This is a genomic window from Streptomyces tatrensis (assembly GCF_049310065.1).
Lineage (GTDB): Bacteria > Actinomycetota > Actinomycetes > Streptomycetales > Streptomycetaceae > Streptomyces.
Map to the genome: position 1 here is coordinate 1,051,162 of NZ_JBMDLB010000011.1, position 12,654 is coordinate 1,063,815.

15 protein-coding genes are annotated in these 12,654 nt (G+C 73.1%); 7 read left to right on the forward strand and 8 right to left on the reverse strand.

The features are described from left to right. The first annotated feature begins 3 nt into the window (after positions 1-3). A complete protein-coding gene (locus ACODT5_RS20330; RefSeq protein WP_422520737.1) occupies positions 4-372 on the forward strand; it encodes a S26 family signal peptidase in 369 nt (122 codons plus the stop codon). Between the two features lie 191 nt (positions 373-563). Here ACODT5_RS20330 and ACODT5_RS20335 read toward each other — a convergent pair whose 3' ends face one another. The 3 genes from ACODT5_RS20335 to ACODT5_RS20345 all read right to left on the reverse strand — a co-directional run bounded on the left by ACODT5_RS20335 (position 564) and on the right by ACODT5_RS20345 (position 2,745). Further along, positions 564-1,277, reverse strand: a complete 714-nt coding sequence (locus tag ACODT5_RS20335; protein ID WP_422520738.1) for an alpha/beta fold hydrolase — start codon at positions 1,275-1,277, stop codon at positions 564-566. A 58-nt stretch (positions 1,278-1,335) separates the two neighbouring features. After that, positions 1,336-1,542: a hypothetical protein gene (locus ACODT5_RS20340; protein ID WP_422520739.1), complete on the reverse strand. Its 207-nt coding sequence runs from the start codon at positions 1,540-1,542 to the stop codon at positions 1,336-1,338. A 219-nt stretch (positions 1,543-1,761) separates the two neighbouring features. Next, positions 1,762-2,745 (reverse strand): helix-turn-helix transcriptional regulator, encoded by a 984-nt coding sequence (locus ACODT5_RS20345; RefSeq protein ID WP_422524977.1) that lies wholly within the window; start codon positions 2,743-2,745, stop codon positions 1,762-1,764. Positions 2,746-2,846: 101 nt separating this feature from the next. Between ACODT5_RS20345 and ACODT5_RS20350 the strand changes: the two genes are divergently transcribed. After that, positions 2,847-3,314: a DUF3224 domain-containing protein gene (locus ACODT5_RS20350; RefSeq protein WP_422520740.1), complete on the forward strand. Its 468-nt coding sequence runs from the start codon at positions 2,847-2,849 to the stop codon at positions 3,312-3,314. Between the two features lie 128 nt (positions 3,315-3,442). Here ACODT5_RS20350 and ACODT5_RS20355 read toward each other — a convergent pair whose 3' ends face one another. Further along, positions 3,443-6,175 (reverse strand): DNRLRE domain-containing protein, encoded by a 2,733-nt coding sequence (locus ACODT5_RS20355; RefSeq protein WP_422520741.1) that lies wholly within the window; start codon positions 6,173-6,175, stop codon positions 3,443-3,445. 207 nt (positions 6,176-6,382) lie between these two features. Next, positions 6,383-6,826, reverse strand: a complete 444-nt coding sequence (locus ACODT5_RS20360; RefSeq protein WP_422520742.1) for a MarR family winged helix-turn-helix transcriptional regulator — start codon at positions 6,824-6,826, stop codon at positions 6,383-6,385. Positions 6,827-6,908: 82 nt separating this feature from the next. Between ACODT5_RS20360 and ACODT5_RS20365 the strand changes: the two genes are divergently transcribed. From ACODT5_RS20365 to ACODT5_RS20380, 4 genes are all read left to right on the forward strand, one after another. Beyond that, the gene (locus ACODT5_RS20365) at positions 6,909-7,610 is read left to right on the forward strand and encodes a maleylpyruvate isomerase family mycothiol-dependent enzyme (protein ID WP_422520743.1); all 702 of its coding nucleotides are present in this window, start codon (positions 6,909-6,911) and stop codon (positions 7,608-7,610) included. Positions 7,611-7,816: 206 nt separating this feature from the next. Beyond that, the gene (locus ACODT5_RS20370) at positions 7,817-8,119 is read left to right on the forward strand and encodes a hypothetical protein (protein ID WP_422520744.1); all 303 of its coding nucleotides are present in this window, start codon (positions 7,817-7,819) and stop codon (positions 8,117-8,119) included. 143 nt (positions 8,120-8,262) lie between these two features. Continuing rightward, positions 8,263-8,721, forward strand: a complete 459-nt coding sequence (locus ACODT5_RS20375; RefSeq protein ID WP_422520745.1) for a cyclic nucleotide-binding domain-containing protein — start codon at positions 8,263-8,265, stop codon at positions 8,719-8,721. A 186-nt stretch (positions 8,722-8,907) separates the two neighbouring features. After that, positions 8,908-9,357, forward strand: a complete 450-nt coding sequence (locus ACODT5_RS20380; RefSeq protein ID WP_422520746.1) for a subtilase-type protease inhibitor — start codon at positions 8,908-8,910, stop codon at positions 9,355-9,357. A gap of 18 nt (positions 9,358-9,375) precedes the next feature. Here the strand turns inward: ACODT5_RS20380 and ACODT5_RS20385 are convergent, their stop codons facing one another. Further along, on the reverse strand, positions 9,376-10,236 hold the full coding sequence (locus ACODT5_RS20385) for a GNAT family N-acetyltransferase (protein WP_422524978.1): 861 nt from the start codon (positions 10,234-10,236) through the stop codon (positions 9,376-9,378). Positions 10,237-10,298: 62 nt separating this feature from the next. Then, positions 10,299-11,177: an ATP-grasp domain-containing protein gene (locus tag ACODT5_RS20390; RefSeq protein ID WP_422520747.1), complete on the reverse strand. Its 879-nt coding sequence runs from the start codon at positions 11,175-11,177 to the stop codon at positions 10,299-10,301. A gap of 162 nt (positions 11,178-11,339) precedes the next feature. Here ACODT5_RS20390 and ACODT5_RS20395 point away from each other — a divergent pair, with 162 nt between their 5' ends. Beyond that, complete coding sequence (locus ACODT5_RS20395) at positions 11,340-12,080, forward strand: SIR2 family NAD-dependent protein deacylase (protein WP_422520748.1); 741 nt, start codon at positions 11,340-11,342, stop codon at positions 12,078-12,080. A gap of 77 nt (positions 12,081-12,157) precedes the next feature. On the opposite strand, the gene ACODT5_RS20400 is transcribed toward ACODT5_RS20395, so the two are convergent. Next, positions 12,158-12,640, reverse strand: a complete 483-nt coding sequence (locus ACODT5_RS20400; protein ID WP_422520749.1) for a VOC family protein — start codon at positions 12,638-12,640, stop codon at positions 12,158-12,160. Positions 12,641-12,654: the final 14 nt, after the last annotated feature.

The following is a 12,654-nucleotide window of genomic DNA, read 5'->3' on the forward strand; positions in this document are numbered from 1 at the left end:
CCGATGGGAATGCTCGACGTCCAGGCAGACCGCGTCCGCGCGGGCGCGACGGTGGAGTTCCGGCCCACCGGCACGTCCATGGTCCCGCTCGTCCACAGCCGGCAACACGTCCGTGTCGCTCCGGCCGAGCCCGCTCTCCTCGAACCCGGCGACATCGTGCTGGCACGGGTGTCCGGCACGGTGTACCTGCACCTCGTCACGGCCGTGGACACCCCGCGGCGCCGGGTCCAGATCTCCAACAACCGCGGCCGCGTCAACGGCTGGACCGGCCACGACCGGGTCTTCGGCATCTGCCTCACGGTCGACGACGTCCCCCGCCCCGGGGCGGCAACCAAGGTCCGCGCGGCAGCGGACACCCCGGGCCCGGCCTGATCCGAAAGGCCGCCTAGGGCCTGTATCGAGAGTGGATCTTGCCCCATGAATGATCTTCATTCATGGGGCGGGGTGATCTCCGCATCGGGCCGGGCCGGCCGCGCGTCCGCCCCGTAGCGGCCATCGGCGAATGACTGTGACCAGCACACACCAAGCGCGTCCAAAACCAGCCCGCAGGCATGGAGGCGCTCTCACTCCACGGCAGCATTGAGGAGAATCTGCGCCAGCTCGCGCGGCTGGGAGAACATCGGCCAATGGCCGGTGTCCATCTTGACCAGCCGCCAGCGCTTGCTGTTCAGCAGCTCAGCCACGTCTTCGTCGGGCTCGGCGTCGTCAGGCTCCGCCCCTGGCATCACGCACAGGATGTATGTCGCCGGAAGTTCACCGAGCGGCCCCGACAGCACAGCGGGCTCGGTCAGCGTGGCACCCGGGTGAGGCGTCGAGCCGCGCACGAGGCGTGCGATCTGCTCATCGGTGAGACCCTCGCCGTCGTAGTGAGCAGCTGGCGCGAGCGGCCAGAACCCTCCGCTCTCGGCGATCGATGCCTCCACTGCCGCCCCGCCGTCCGGCCAGGCGGAGACAAACGACTCGTCGTCAGTTGGAACACTTGAGTCGACGAACACTACGCGGGCCAGTCGGTCACCGATCCGCTCCGCGGCCTGACCTACCGGGATGCCCGAGTAGCTGTGACCCACCAGGACTACGTCACGCAGCCCCTGGCGTTCCACCTCGGCAACGATGTCCTGGACGTGAGTGGCTTGCCCCGCCGGTACACCCTGCTTGTCAGCAAGACCGGACAGCGTCAACGGATAGACGCCGTGGCCGGCCGCGCGCAGATACGGAACCACCTCGCCCCACGCCCACGCCCCGAGCCGTGCACCTGCAACCAGGACGAAATTCACCATGCCCGCACCGTAGCCGGGCAGCCTGACGATCTCCTAGGAGATATTTTCGGTGCACGCCCTAGTGCCCGTCGATCCGCCGCAGGGTGTCCCGTAGCGCTTCGGCCAGCCGTTCGTCCTCGCGCATCTCCCGGTCCCGGTCGCCGTCGTAGACGGGGACCCGGACGCTCTGCTCCGCCGCCGCCCGCAGGGTGGGCAGGGCCGGAGCCGCCGCGGGGCCCAGTACTCCCAGGACCCGGCAGACGTACGGGCCGAACCCGTCGCGCACCACATGGTCCAGGAAGGCGTCGAGCGACGGTCCCGTCGGCTCGTCGCCCGCGTGCAGCCACAGGGTGGCGAGGAGTCGCGGGGCGCGCCGGCGTCCACACAGTCGGCCGGACCCTCGGGGCCCGGCGGTCGGGGGCTCACGGCCCCGGGCGCAGGACGCCCTTCCGCATCGTCACGCGTGGATCCTCGCCGGGCCGCCGGGCCGGGCGCAAACGGGTTCTCACCGGTAGCGCCCGGCCAGTTCGGCCACCGCGGCAGCGAGGTCCCGGCGCAGCTCCGGCGGGCCGAGCACCTCGGCGTCCGCGCCGATGCGGAGCAGGTCGCCGACGGCCACGGAGCCCGACTCGACGGCGAGTTCCACGACCGCCCAGCCCTCCGCGTCGGGCGGACCCGCGGTGGCGAGGGCGCGGACGCCCGCCGCCCCGAACCACATCGGCAGCAGGCGCCGGGCGCGCGGGGAGAGCCGTACGACGGCGGTCTGGCGGCGCGTGGCCGCCTCCAGGCGGCGGGCGGACTCCTCCCAGTACGCGGCGAGTTCGAAGCCTTCGGGGCGCTCGAAGTGCTCCCCGGAGGTCTCCACGGCGAGGAACCGCCCCACCCGGTAGGTCCGCACGGCACCTGCGGCCTCAGCCCCCTCCGCGGCCCGGGCGGCGGCCAAGTACCAGATGCCGCCCTTGAGCACGAGCCCGAGCGGCCGCAGCGCACGGTGGACGGCGCCGCTCCAGCGGCGGTAGTGGGTGCTCAGGATCCGCTGCTCCCACACCGCCTCGGCGATCTGCGCGAGGTGCGGTACGGGGTCGGCGTCGCGGAACCAGGCGGGTGCGTCGAGGTGGAAGCGCTGCTGGATCCGGCGGGCCCGGTCGGCGAGTTCGGCGGGGAGGGCGGCCTGGAGCTTCAGCTGCGCGGCGGTGAGGTCCGCGCCGAGGCCGAGGTCCCGGGCGGGGCCGGGGGCGCCGGCGAGGAACAGGGAGCCGGCCTGGACGTCCGTCAGGCCGGTGAGGCGGGTCCGGTAGCCGTCGACGAGGCGGAATCCGCCGGCCGGCCCCCGGTCCGCGTGGACGGGGATCCCGGAGGCTCCGAGCGCCTCGACGTCCCGGTACACGGTACGGACGGAGACCTCCAGCTCGGCGGCGAGCTCGGGGGCGGTCATCCGGCCGCGGTTCTGGAGCAGCAGCAGGAGGGAGAGGAGCCGGTCGGCGCGCATGCGCTCATTGTCCGGCATACCTGACAGGAGATGTCAGGTACACCGCCCAGGCTGTGCACGGACGGGCCGACGGCCCGCAGAACCCACACCAGGAGGCCCCGGTGCCCACGACGCCCACCACAACGCCCGCCCCCGCTCACGCACCCACCGCCAACGCCTTCACCTTCAAGGACTGGGAGGAGCACCCGGTCGGCCCGGAAGGCGTCTTCCCCCGCCTGGCCCGCGCCACGGTCACCAACGCCTTCACCGGCGCCCTCACCGCCCCCGCGACGGCCTGCGCCTACACCGTGGCCTACACGGGGGAGAGCACCGGCACCTTCACCGGCATGGAGCTGGTCACCGGCGCCGTCGCCGGCCGCGAAGGCAGCTTCGTCCTGGAGGAGCACGGCACCTTCGACGCCACCGGCACCCACTGCCGCTTCACCGTGCTCCCCGGCTCGGGCACCGGCGGCCTGACCGGCCTCGCCGGCTCCGGCTCCTTCGCCCACCGCTACGGCGACACCTCGGTGGAGTACGCCTTCGACCACGCCTCCGCGGATGCGGCCACGGCCGCCGATCAGTCGGCGTAGCGCAGCAGGCGCAGCGCGTTCGCCACGACGCGCACGTCACCGCCCTGCTCCAGCAGATCCTGGAGCACGTCCACCACGGCGGCCGGGCGTGGGAACCACCCGGCCGCCGCACGCAGGACCCGCTTCCGCTACGGCGCGCCGAAGGTGAGCGTCAGCTTCGGCGAGCCCTCGTTGGCCGCGGCCTCCGAGGACCAAAGCCACAGCGCGTCCGTTCCGGCGCTGCTCAGCGCCAGGCCGTACGCGCTGCCGAGCGCCCCCGCGACAGCCGTCTTGTCCAGGCCGGTCGTCTGGACGGCCGAGCCCTCCGGGACGCCCGCGAAGCTGCCGAGCGCCGGGCCGCCGAGTGCCGGGCGGTTGGCGTACGTGGTCCCGGCCTCCGTCCAGGAGCCGGTGATCGGGAGCACGGACACCGTGTCCGTCGTGCCGGCGCCAGCCATGGTGCTGGTCTTGACGCTCAGCGTTGCCGCCTTGAGCACCGTGCCGGCGGGAGCGGCGGGCAGGTTGAACCGCAGGTAGCTCGCGTAGAACGAGGTTCCGCGCACCGCGAGCGAGCCGGACGTCCCGTAATTGGTGCTCGGGGCGCCCGCGTTGGCGTACGTGTCCTCCGCGGCCTGGACCTCGACGACCGAGTCGGCCGGGGCGGAGGCCAGGGTGTGGTGGTTCTGCACCTGGGCCGCGCTCAGGACCGTCGGGTAGACGGCGGTCTCGTCCAGCCGGCCCGCCCAGTACTCGCTGGTCGGACGGTTCGGCCAGCCGCCGAGGCTGTCGCCGCCGACGTGCCAGTAGCCCGCGAAGTTCTCGTGCGCGGTGAAGCCCAGCGTGCCCTTCTGGACTCCGTCCACGTACAGGACCATGCCGCCCGGGCCCTGGGTCGCGACGACGTGGTGCCACTGGTTGTCGTTGTACGCGGCCGCGGTCGTGACGGTGTGGGTCCCGCCGCTGTAGACGCCGTAGACGAGCCGGCCGTCATTGGTCATGTAGACGTGCTTGTCGTACTGACTGCTGCCGCGGGCCTGGTTGTTGCCGAACCCGACGAGCTTGCCGCCCCTGGTGGTGTTCGTCTTGAACCAGGTCTCGATGCTGTATGTGGAGCCGACGTTCTGGCGGCGGTCGCCGTACACCTGGGTGTCCGTGCCGTCGAAGCCGATGGCCGTGCTCGCGCCCGTGACCGCACCGGGCGTCTGGCGCAGGGCGGGGGCGTTCAGGTGCACACCGCTCTGGTTGCCGCCGTCCGAGGAGTCCGCGACGAAGGGCAGGGCCGACTCGTCGTAGCGCCAGAACAGCTGGGCGCCGTCCGTGCGGACCGCGCTCGGGTACGCGTCGGGCGAGTTCGCCGCCGTCACGCTCGCCGTGGCCGACAGGGCGCCGGCGTTGCCGGCCGCGTCGGTGGCGGTCACCCGGTAGGTGTAGGACTGCCCGGCGGTGACGGTGGTGTCGATCCAGGAGGTCTGCGGGCGGCGGAAGAACAGCGAGTCCGCCTCGACCGTGGCGATCGGCGTGGCCGCGCCGTTGCGGTAGACCTTGTACGTGAGCGTGCCGTCGTCCAGGTCGAGGCTGGTGCGCCAGCGCACCTGGACCTCACCGGGCTTGAAGCTCACGGCGCTCGCCACCGGGACGCTCGGCGCACCCGTGTCCCCGGTCGAGGCGAAGCGCGTCAGGCTCTGCTGCGCCGAGCCGTTGACGGTGGTGAACTCGCCGCCCACCCAGAGGTACTGGACGCCGCCCTTGGAGCCGACCGCCATCACGCGCGGGCCGATGCCCTCGCCGATGCCGTCGTTGGTGTCGGGAGCCCAGCCCAGCTTGCCGGTCGCGGTGGTCGGCTGGGCGAGCAGGTGGTGGCGCTGGCCGTCCGGGAACTCGCCGATGCTGGAGCAGTCGTGCGCGTGCGAGGCGCTGTAGAGCACGTCCTGGTACGGGAGCACGGCCTGGGTCGCCCCGAGGCAGGTGTCGCGCCAGCGCTGGCCGAAGTCGCTCAGGTTCAGGGCGATCCGGCCGTCGAAGACGCCACCGCCCGTTCCCTCGTTGGCGGTGTAGAAGCCGGTCGCGTCGGTGGCGATGTCCTTGACCACCGAGTTGGTCTCGACGAAGCCCGGGTAGGCCTTGGTGACGGCGCCGGTCGTCGCGTCGACGACGGCGAGGGCGTGGCTGTTCGTACCGCCCACGGTGAAGAAGTCGCCGCCGAGGACCACGTGTTCGCCGTCGGGGGTGAGCTCCACGGCCCGGCCCGGCTCGTCGGCGTTCGCGGTGAAGGGCTTCAGCGTGCCGTCGGCCGCGTCGACGGCGGCGAACCGCTCGCGCGCCTGGCCCGCGACGGTGAGGAAGTCGCCGCCCGCGTACACGGTGTCGCCGGAGACGGCGAGGGCCCGGACGGTGGCCGCGAAGGCGGGCCGGAAGCCGGTCTTCACGGTGCAGGTCGCCACGTCGATGGCGGCGAGGCTGGAGACCGCGGTGCCGTTGACGGCGCCGAAGTAGCCGCCCGCGTACAGGGTCGCCTTGTCCGGCGAGAGGGTGAGCGCGCGGACGGTGGCGGTGCCGGAGCCCACGGTGAAGGACAGCTTGCAGGAGGTCGGGGCGCCCGTCGCGGCGTCGAGCGTCGCGAAGTTCACCGCCTCTTGCTCGGTCCCTGCGGCGCCGTCCGGCGGGCGCACCTCGGAGAAGGTGCCGCCGACAAAGACCTGGTCGCCCGCCTCGGCCAGGGCCCAGACGACGCCGTTGGCCTGCCAGGTGGGCAGCTCGTCGGCGGTGAAGGCCACCGGCGGGGTGATGGCCGCGGCCTCTTCGACGAGGCCGAGGCCCATGGCCGTGCAACTGCCGGCCAGCGCCAGGGCGAGAGCTGTGGCCAGCCCTCTGGATCTACGCATGAACCCCCCAGTTCGGAAACTGAAACGAGAACGAAATCGGAATGCAGGGTACGGAATGCGGCACACGGAATGGCCGGAAACCATCGTACGGATGTCCACAGCCATGACCACGGGCACCCTAGGGGGAATCCCGGTTCCGTTCACCGCACTTGACCCATCGGATGCCAAAAACGCGGCACCCGCCCCCACCTGCGGGTCCGGACCCGGTCACCGATAGGGGTCGGCGACCTCCCGGAGCCGGGTGAGGGCGCTGCGGAGCAGTCGGGTGTCCTCGGCGCCGAGATGGCGGGACCACTCCCCCTCGACCCGGGCCTCCGCCTCCCGCGCGACGGCCACGGCGGCCGCGCCCCGGGGCGCGATGCGGACGAGCCGGGCACGGGCGTCGGTCGGGTCGGGGGTGCGGTGGACGTAGCCGGCCCGCTCCAGCTGGTCGACGAGGAAACCGGCGGTCTGCTTGGTGATCCGGGCCTGGTCGGCGAGGTCCGTGAGCCGGGTGCCGTCCGGTCCGATGCGGGCGAAGACCCGGCCCTGGGCCACGGTGAAGTCCGCGTATCCGGCCTGCGCCAGGGCCTCGAAGACGCCCGTCTCCATCGCCCGGTACGCGATGAAGCACAGCAGCCCCAGGTTGAGTTCCTCTTCGGCCCCGGCCATCTCGCACCACCCTTGACTCGGTCAGTCTCTCTGACCAATATTAGTCAGAGAGACTGACTGATACCAGGTGAGGTCGATCGACATGACCGGAACAGCCCGGATGAACCCCGACGACGTTTGGCGGACCATCGACAGCGAGCGGCTCTCCCTGGCCGACCTGCTCGACGACCTCAGCCCCTCGGAGTGGGAGACCCCGTCCCTGTGCGCGGGATGGCGGGTGCGCGAGGTCGCCGCCCACCTCACCCTCGCCCACCTGGGAGTCTTCCCGGCCCTCGTCGCCGTGGTCCGCGCCCGGGGCGGTTTCGACCGCATGATCCACGACACGGCCGTACGGGAGGCCGCGCACCCGGCCGCCGAGTTCGCCCCCAGGCTGCGCGCCATGGCCGGATCCCGCCGCAAGGCGCCCGGGGTGACCCACCTGGAGCCGCTGATCGACATCCTGGTGCACGGGCAGGACATCGCCGTCCCGCTGGGCCGGCCCCGGACGATGCCGGCCGGGGCGGCCGCGACCGCGGCCCAGCGGGCCTGGTCGATGGGGTTCCCGTTCCACGCCCGGCGCCGGCTGGCCGGCTTCCGGCTCAAGGCCACGGACTGCGACTGGACGGCCGGCACCGGTGACACCACCACCGCCACCGCCACCGCCGCCAGCACGGTCGAGGGCCCGGTCTCGGCGCTCCTCCTCCTGGTCACCGGCCGGGACACGGCGGCCCTGCCCCTCCTGTCGGGCCCGGGCCTGCCCGCCCTCACCGAGCGGCTCGCCGGCCCGGGCGCGCGCCGGGCCTGAGAGGCGTCCGCCCGACCGTCCGTCCGCACGCCCGACCGTCCGTCCGTCCGTCCGGAACGTGGGACGCCGGGCCCGTTCTCCCGATTGCCGCCCCACCCGGCCCCGCGTCCCTCTACGGTGCCCTGGGGGACGGCACAGGCACGGGCAGGAGCGCACGCCCGGGAAAGTACGCGGGCGCGAGCGCGGGACCGGAGGGGCGGAGCGGGATGAGCGAAGAAGAAGACACGCGGCTGGCGAGGATGACCCCCGAGATCTCCCGCCGCACCTTGACCCTGCTCCGCGGTCTGGCCGGGCTCGAACCCCCGGAGCAGGTACCCGAGAAGGCGATGGACGCCGCCGACGAGATCCTCGCGGAGTACGGGACCGACGGGCTCCGCGTTCTGGTGATGACCCTGGCGGCCTGGGCGACGGCACAGATCGAGAACGTCTCCGAACTGAGCGGACGCAGCCACGAGGCCGTCCTCGACGCCATGGAGCTGGCCTGCCTGGAGGCCGGCGCCGAGGAGTAGCCGGGCCGCGCTTCCGGGCCGTGCTTCCGGTCCGCGGGGTTTGCGCCGCCGAAAATCGGACAATTCTCCGGAGACGGACGCCCCGGATTCGGCCCGGCGTCGGCGACACTGGGGGGAGCGGGGGGTCCCGATCGGAGGCCGTCGTGAGCACACCTTCCCCCATCCGGATCGCTGCCGTCCTGTCGACCGAACACCGTGGGCGGCTGATGTCGCACGCCCACGAGGTCAATTTCCGCGACGGCGCGCGGATCTTCGACGAGGGCACCCGGGCGGACTCCTTCTGGATCGTGCGCTCCGGCACGGTGACCCTGGAGATTCCGGTTCCGGGCCGCCGGCCCACACCCATCGAGAGCCTGGGCCCCGGAGAGCTGGTCGGCTGGTCGTGGCTGTTCCCGCCGTACGTGTGGCAGCTGGGCGCCGAGGCCATGACCCCGGTCCGCGCGTACGAGTTCGACGCCACGACCGTACGGATGCTCATGGACGCCGATCCGGCCTTCGGATCCGCCCTCGGCCACTGGGTCGGGCGGGTGCTCGCGCTGCGGCTGCACCAGACCCGGACCCGCCTCCTCGACACGTACGCCCCCCGCCTCGCCGCGAGCTGATCCGGACGGGTTCGGGCCGATTCCGCCGACCGCTCCCCCACAGGTCAGCCACCCCGGGACCGCTGCGGTCTGCGGTCATGCGTGCGCGTTGCGTGACGAGAAGTAGAGGTGCGAACGGGCGTTCCGGTTCCGCATGGGCAAGACTCGCGTCCGTTATCCGACGCAACGACGCGAGGAGTGTTCGACATGCGATCCGTCACCAGGACCCTGGGACTGTCGTCCGCCGCCATGGGGCTCACCGCCCTCACCGCCCTGACGGGCTCGGGCATCGCCGGAGCCGCGCCCACCGGCGGTGAAAGCCTCTACGCCCCGTCCGCGCTGGTGCTGAGCGTCACCGACGGCGACGGCGACGAGGCGGCCGGCGGTACGGTGCTGCGCGCGGTCACGCTGGTCTGCGCACCCCGGCCCGGCGGAACCCACCCGGACCCGGACGCCGCGTGCGCCGAGTTACAGGCCCACGCCCCCGACCTGGACGCACTCGCCGAGCCGCGCCCCGACGCGGCGTGTACCCGGGAGTGGAGCCCGCTGACCGTCACCGCCGAAGGCGTGTGGCAGGGCCGCCGGATGAGCTACTCGTACACCTACGCGAACCCGTGCGCCCTGTGGAACAGCACCGGCACGGTCTTCAGCATCTGAGCCGGGCAGGACCCGGGATCAGCCCAGCTCCAGGCTCGTGACCCCGTACATCCCGGTCAGATCGAGGTCCGGCTCCTGGCCGGTGTACATCCGGGCGGTCTCGAAGGTCGCGGTCAGGCCCAGTCCGCCCAGCAGGGCGGCGGCCCTCGGATGGGCGTCCGGTACGTCCACGGCGACCTTGCCGTCGGGGGTCCGCTCCGCGAGCCGGAGCAGCAGGGCGGCGGCGACGGCCGGGTCGGCGGCGTAGAGCGGGCCGATCCGCGAGGCGCCGCTGCCCGGCCGGACGACGCCGAGCCCCTCGACCCGGCCGTCCCGGACCGCCGCGAGGGCGGTGCGGCCGGGCAGGCCGACCCAGGCGGCGAGGAAGGCGTCGCGCGGCGCGGGGAAGAACCTCCGGTCGTAGGAGGCGAGTTGCCCGAAGGGCAGGGTGGCCGCGTCCACGATCCGCACCCCGGCCGCCGCCTCCTGCGGGGGTTCCCCGGCCGGACGCGGCACCCCCTCGTGGCGGACGTTGTTCCAGGCCGACCGGAAGCCGGACTTGCGGTAGTTGTCCTGCTGCTCGACCACCCCGTCCAGCCCGACGAGCCGCCCGTGGAGCCGCTCCATGCCGGCCTTCCAGAGCCGGATCCCGTAGCCCTGACCGCGGACGTCGGGGCGGGCGATGTAGAAGCCGATGAAACCGAAGCCGTCGCCGTACCGGACGGCCGAGATGCAGGCGACGGGCTCCCCGCGGAGCCGCCCGACGAGGAATCCGCCCGGATCGGCGACGGCGAACGCGAACCGGTCGGAGTCCCCGGGGTTCCAGCCCTCTTCGTCGGCCCAGTCGCGGAGCAGCGCCATGTCGGCTGCGCTCGCGCCGTTGATCTCGAATCCAGTCAATCCCGTCATGTCCGATGTTGTACCAGATCCGCCCCTGCGGCCCGTGCGCCCGGCACCAGGCCTCAACCGTCCGTCAGGAGGCGGACGAACGCCTCGCGATCGGCCTCCCGGTGCAGATCGCTCACCTGCCCGTCGCCCACCTCCACGACGCGCCAGGCCCCGTCCTCGCGCAGCGCGAGGTCCGTGGTGACGAAGGGGCAGCCGAGTTCCGCGACGGCGGCCCGTACCGGTCCGAGGTCCGGCGCCGCGGCCTCGGCGTACGGACTGTCGGGGTGGGCGGTGACCAGCCGGGGCTCGGCGTCCCGCCACCAGACCCGTACCTCGGTGGCCACGCCCTCGGCCGCCGTGAACCGTTCGAAGGCGCGCAGCACCACCCCTCCGGCCAGGTCCTCGCCCTGGAGTTCCACGAAGCGGTTCACCACGCGGTGGACGGCGGCCCGGTCCGCGAGGTCGGGGAGGTGACAGGCCTCGGCCCACTGGTGCTTACGGGATTTCACGTAGTCCTTGACGATGCCGGCGCGGGAGGGGAGGGCCGCGGCGGCGTCCGCGAGCCGGTCCGGTTCCGGGGTCTGCCCCGGGAGTGTGGCCAGCCACCGGCTGGGCGGGGTCAGCCCGGCGAACGCCTCGTACCAGCCGGGGAGTTCATGGGCGCGACGGTACGCGTCCGGGGTGACGCGGAGGGCGCATCCGCGCTCGCGCAGGGCCGCGTCGAGGTCGGCGTACCGGGCTGCCGGGATCATCCAGCCCCGGTACCAGAGCGCGCCCGCCCCGGCGGGCACCCGCGCAACGGCCCGGCCGGCGTCCCCGGCGAGCAGCGCGTCGTGGTCGACGAGCCCGGTGCCGCCTCCGGCGGCGCGCACCGCACGCGCCTCCTCGGCGAAGTGGGCGTCGGCCCGGCGCTCGTTCAGCGGATCGGAGCAGTACAGGACTGTGGTCGGCATGCCGTCACCCTACGGATGCCCGCGCACGGCCGCGCCCCGGAGGCACCGGCCTCTCCCCGGAACTGCTGGACGCGGACCCGGACGCGGACCCGGCGTCCGCGCGCTAGGCGGCCCCTCCGAAACCCCGTGGAGAACGCCGTCCGGGCTGCCTAGAGTCGGCGCATGGGAAAGCCGCTCGTCGCAGTGTTCAGTGGGGCCGGGATGTCCACCGATTCGGGGATTCCCGACTATCGGGGGCCGCAGGGGCTGTGGCGCCGGGAGGCCGACGCCGAGAAGCTCGTGACCTACGCGTACTACATGGCCGATCCGGAGATCCGGCGCCGGTCCTGGCTGATGCGCGCCGAGATCGGGGCCCCGGAGCCGCGGCCGAACGCCGCGCACCTCGCCGTCGCCGAGCTCGAGCGCGCCGGGATCCCGCTGCGGGTGATCACCCAGAACGTGGACGGTCTGCACCAGCTCGCCGGGACCTCCGCGCGCAAGGTGTTCGAACTGCACGGCACGGCGCGGGCCGTGGTGTGCACGGCGTGTCATGCCCGTACCGGGATGGACGAGGCGCTGGCCCGGGTCGCCGCCGGGGAACCGGATCCGGCCTGCCTCGGGTGCGGCGGGATCCTGAAGGCGGCGACCGTGATGTTCGGGGAGCGGCTGGATCCCGAGGTGCTCGCGCAGGCCGTCGCGGTCGCCAAGGGCTGCCACGTCTTCGTGGCCGTGGGCTCGACGCTCCAGGTGCAGCCCGCGGCCTCGCTGGCCGGGATGGCCGCGGAGGCCGGGGCCCGCCTGATCGTCGTGAACGCGCAGGAGACCCCGTACGACTCCCTCGCCGACGAGGTGATCCGCGAGCCCATCGGGACGGCGCTGCCCGCCCTGTTGACGCGGATCGCCGCGGACGGGGCGTTCCTCTAGCCGGCCGGGCCGACGCGGGCCGAGCGGCGCCGGCCCGTCTCAGCCCGTCTCGCCCGTCTCAGCCCGTCTCGCCCGTCTCAGCCCGCGTCGGCCGCCCGCCGCATCTCCGCCACGTCGAGCTTCTTCATCTTCATCATCGCGGCCGCCGCCCTGCCGGCCCGCCCCGGGTCGGGGTCGGAGATCAGCTCGATGGCCCCGGCCGGGATGACCTGCCAGGACAGCCCGAACTTGTCCTTGACCCAGCCGCAGGCGGATTCCGCACCGCCGTCGCCGGTCAGGGCCTCGTAGTAGTAGTCCGCCTCGGCCTCGTCGGCGCAGTGGATCTGGAAGGAGACGGCCTCGGTGAAGGGGAACTGCGGGCCGCCGTTGAGCCCGACGAACCTCTGGCCGTTGATCTCGAACTCGACGACCATGACCTCGCCCGCCACACCGCCACTGTGCTCGGGGCGGCGGCCCACGCGGCCGCGCTTGCCGTCCTTGAAGACCGACAGGTAGTAGTCGGCGGCGGCCTCCGCCGCGCCGTCGAACCACAGACACGTGGTAAAGGGGTTGCTCGCCATGACTGCCTCCGGAG

Bases quoted from the DNA above. Each gene is read 5' to 3' on its own strand.
- ACODT5_RS20330 (WP_422520737.1), top strand. From the start codon at position 4: ATGGGAATGCTCGACGTCCAGGCAGACCGCGTCCGCGCGGGCGCGACG.
- ACODT5_RS20335 (WP_422520738.1), bottom strand. From the start codon at position 1,277: ATGGTGAATTTCGTCCTGGTTGCAGGTGCACGGCTCGGGGCGTGGGCG.
- ACODT5_RS20345 (WP_422524977.1), bottom strand. From the start codon at position 2,745: ATGCGCGCCGACCGGCTCCTCTCCCTCCTGCTGCTGCTCCAGAACCGC.
- ACODT5_RS20355 (WP_422520741.1), bottom strand. From the start codon at position 6,175: ATGCGTAGATCCAGAGGGCTGGCCACAGCTCTCGCCCTGGCGCTGGCC.
- ACODT5_RS20360 (WP_422520742.1), bottom strand. From the start codon at position 6,826: ATGGCCGGGGCCGAAGAGGAACTCAACCTGGGGCTGCTGTGCTTCATC.
- ACODT5_RS20365 (WP_422520743.1), top strand. From the start codon at position 6,909: ATGACCGGAACAGCCCGGATGAACCCCGACGACGTTTGGCGGACCATC.
- ACODT5_RS20370 (WP_422520744.1), top strand. From the start codon at position 7,817: ATGAGCGAAGAAGAAGACACGCGGCTGGCGAGGATGACCCCCGAGATC.
- ACODT5_RS20380 (WP_422520746.1), top strand. From the start codon at position 8,908: ATGCGATCCGTCACCAGGACCCTGGGACTGTCGTCCGCCGCCATGGGG.
- ACODT5_RS20390 (WP_422520747.1), bottom strand. From the start codon at position 11,177: ATGCCGACCACAGTCCTGTACTGCTCCGATCCGCTGAACGAGCGCCGG.
- ACODT5_RS20395 (WP_422520748.1), top strand. From the start codon at position 11,340: ATGGGAAAGCCGCTCGTCGCAGTGTTCAGTGGGGCCGGGATGTCCACC.
- ACODT5_RS20400 (WP_422520749.1), bottom strand. From the start codon at position 12,640: ATGGCGAGCAACCCCTTTACCACGTGTCTGTGGTTCGACGGCGCGGCG.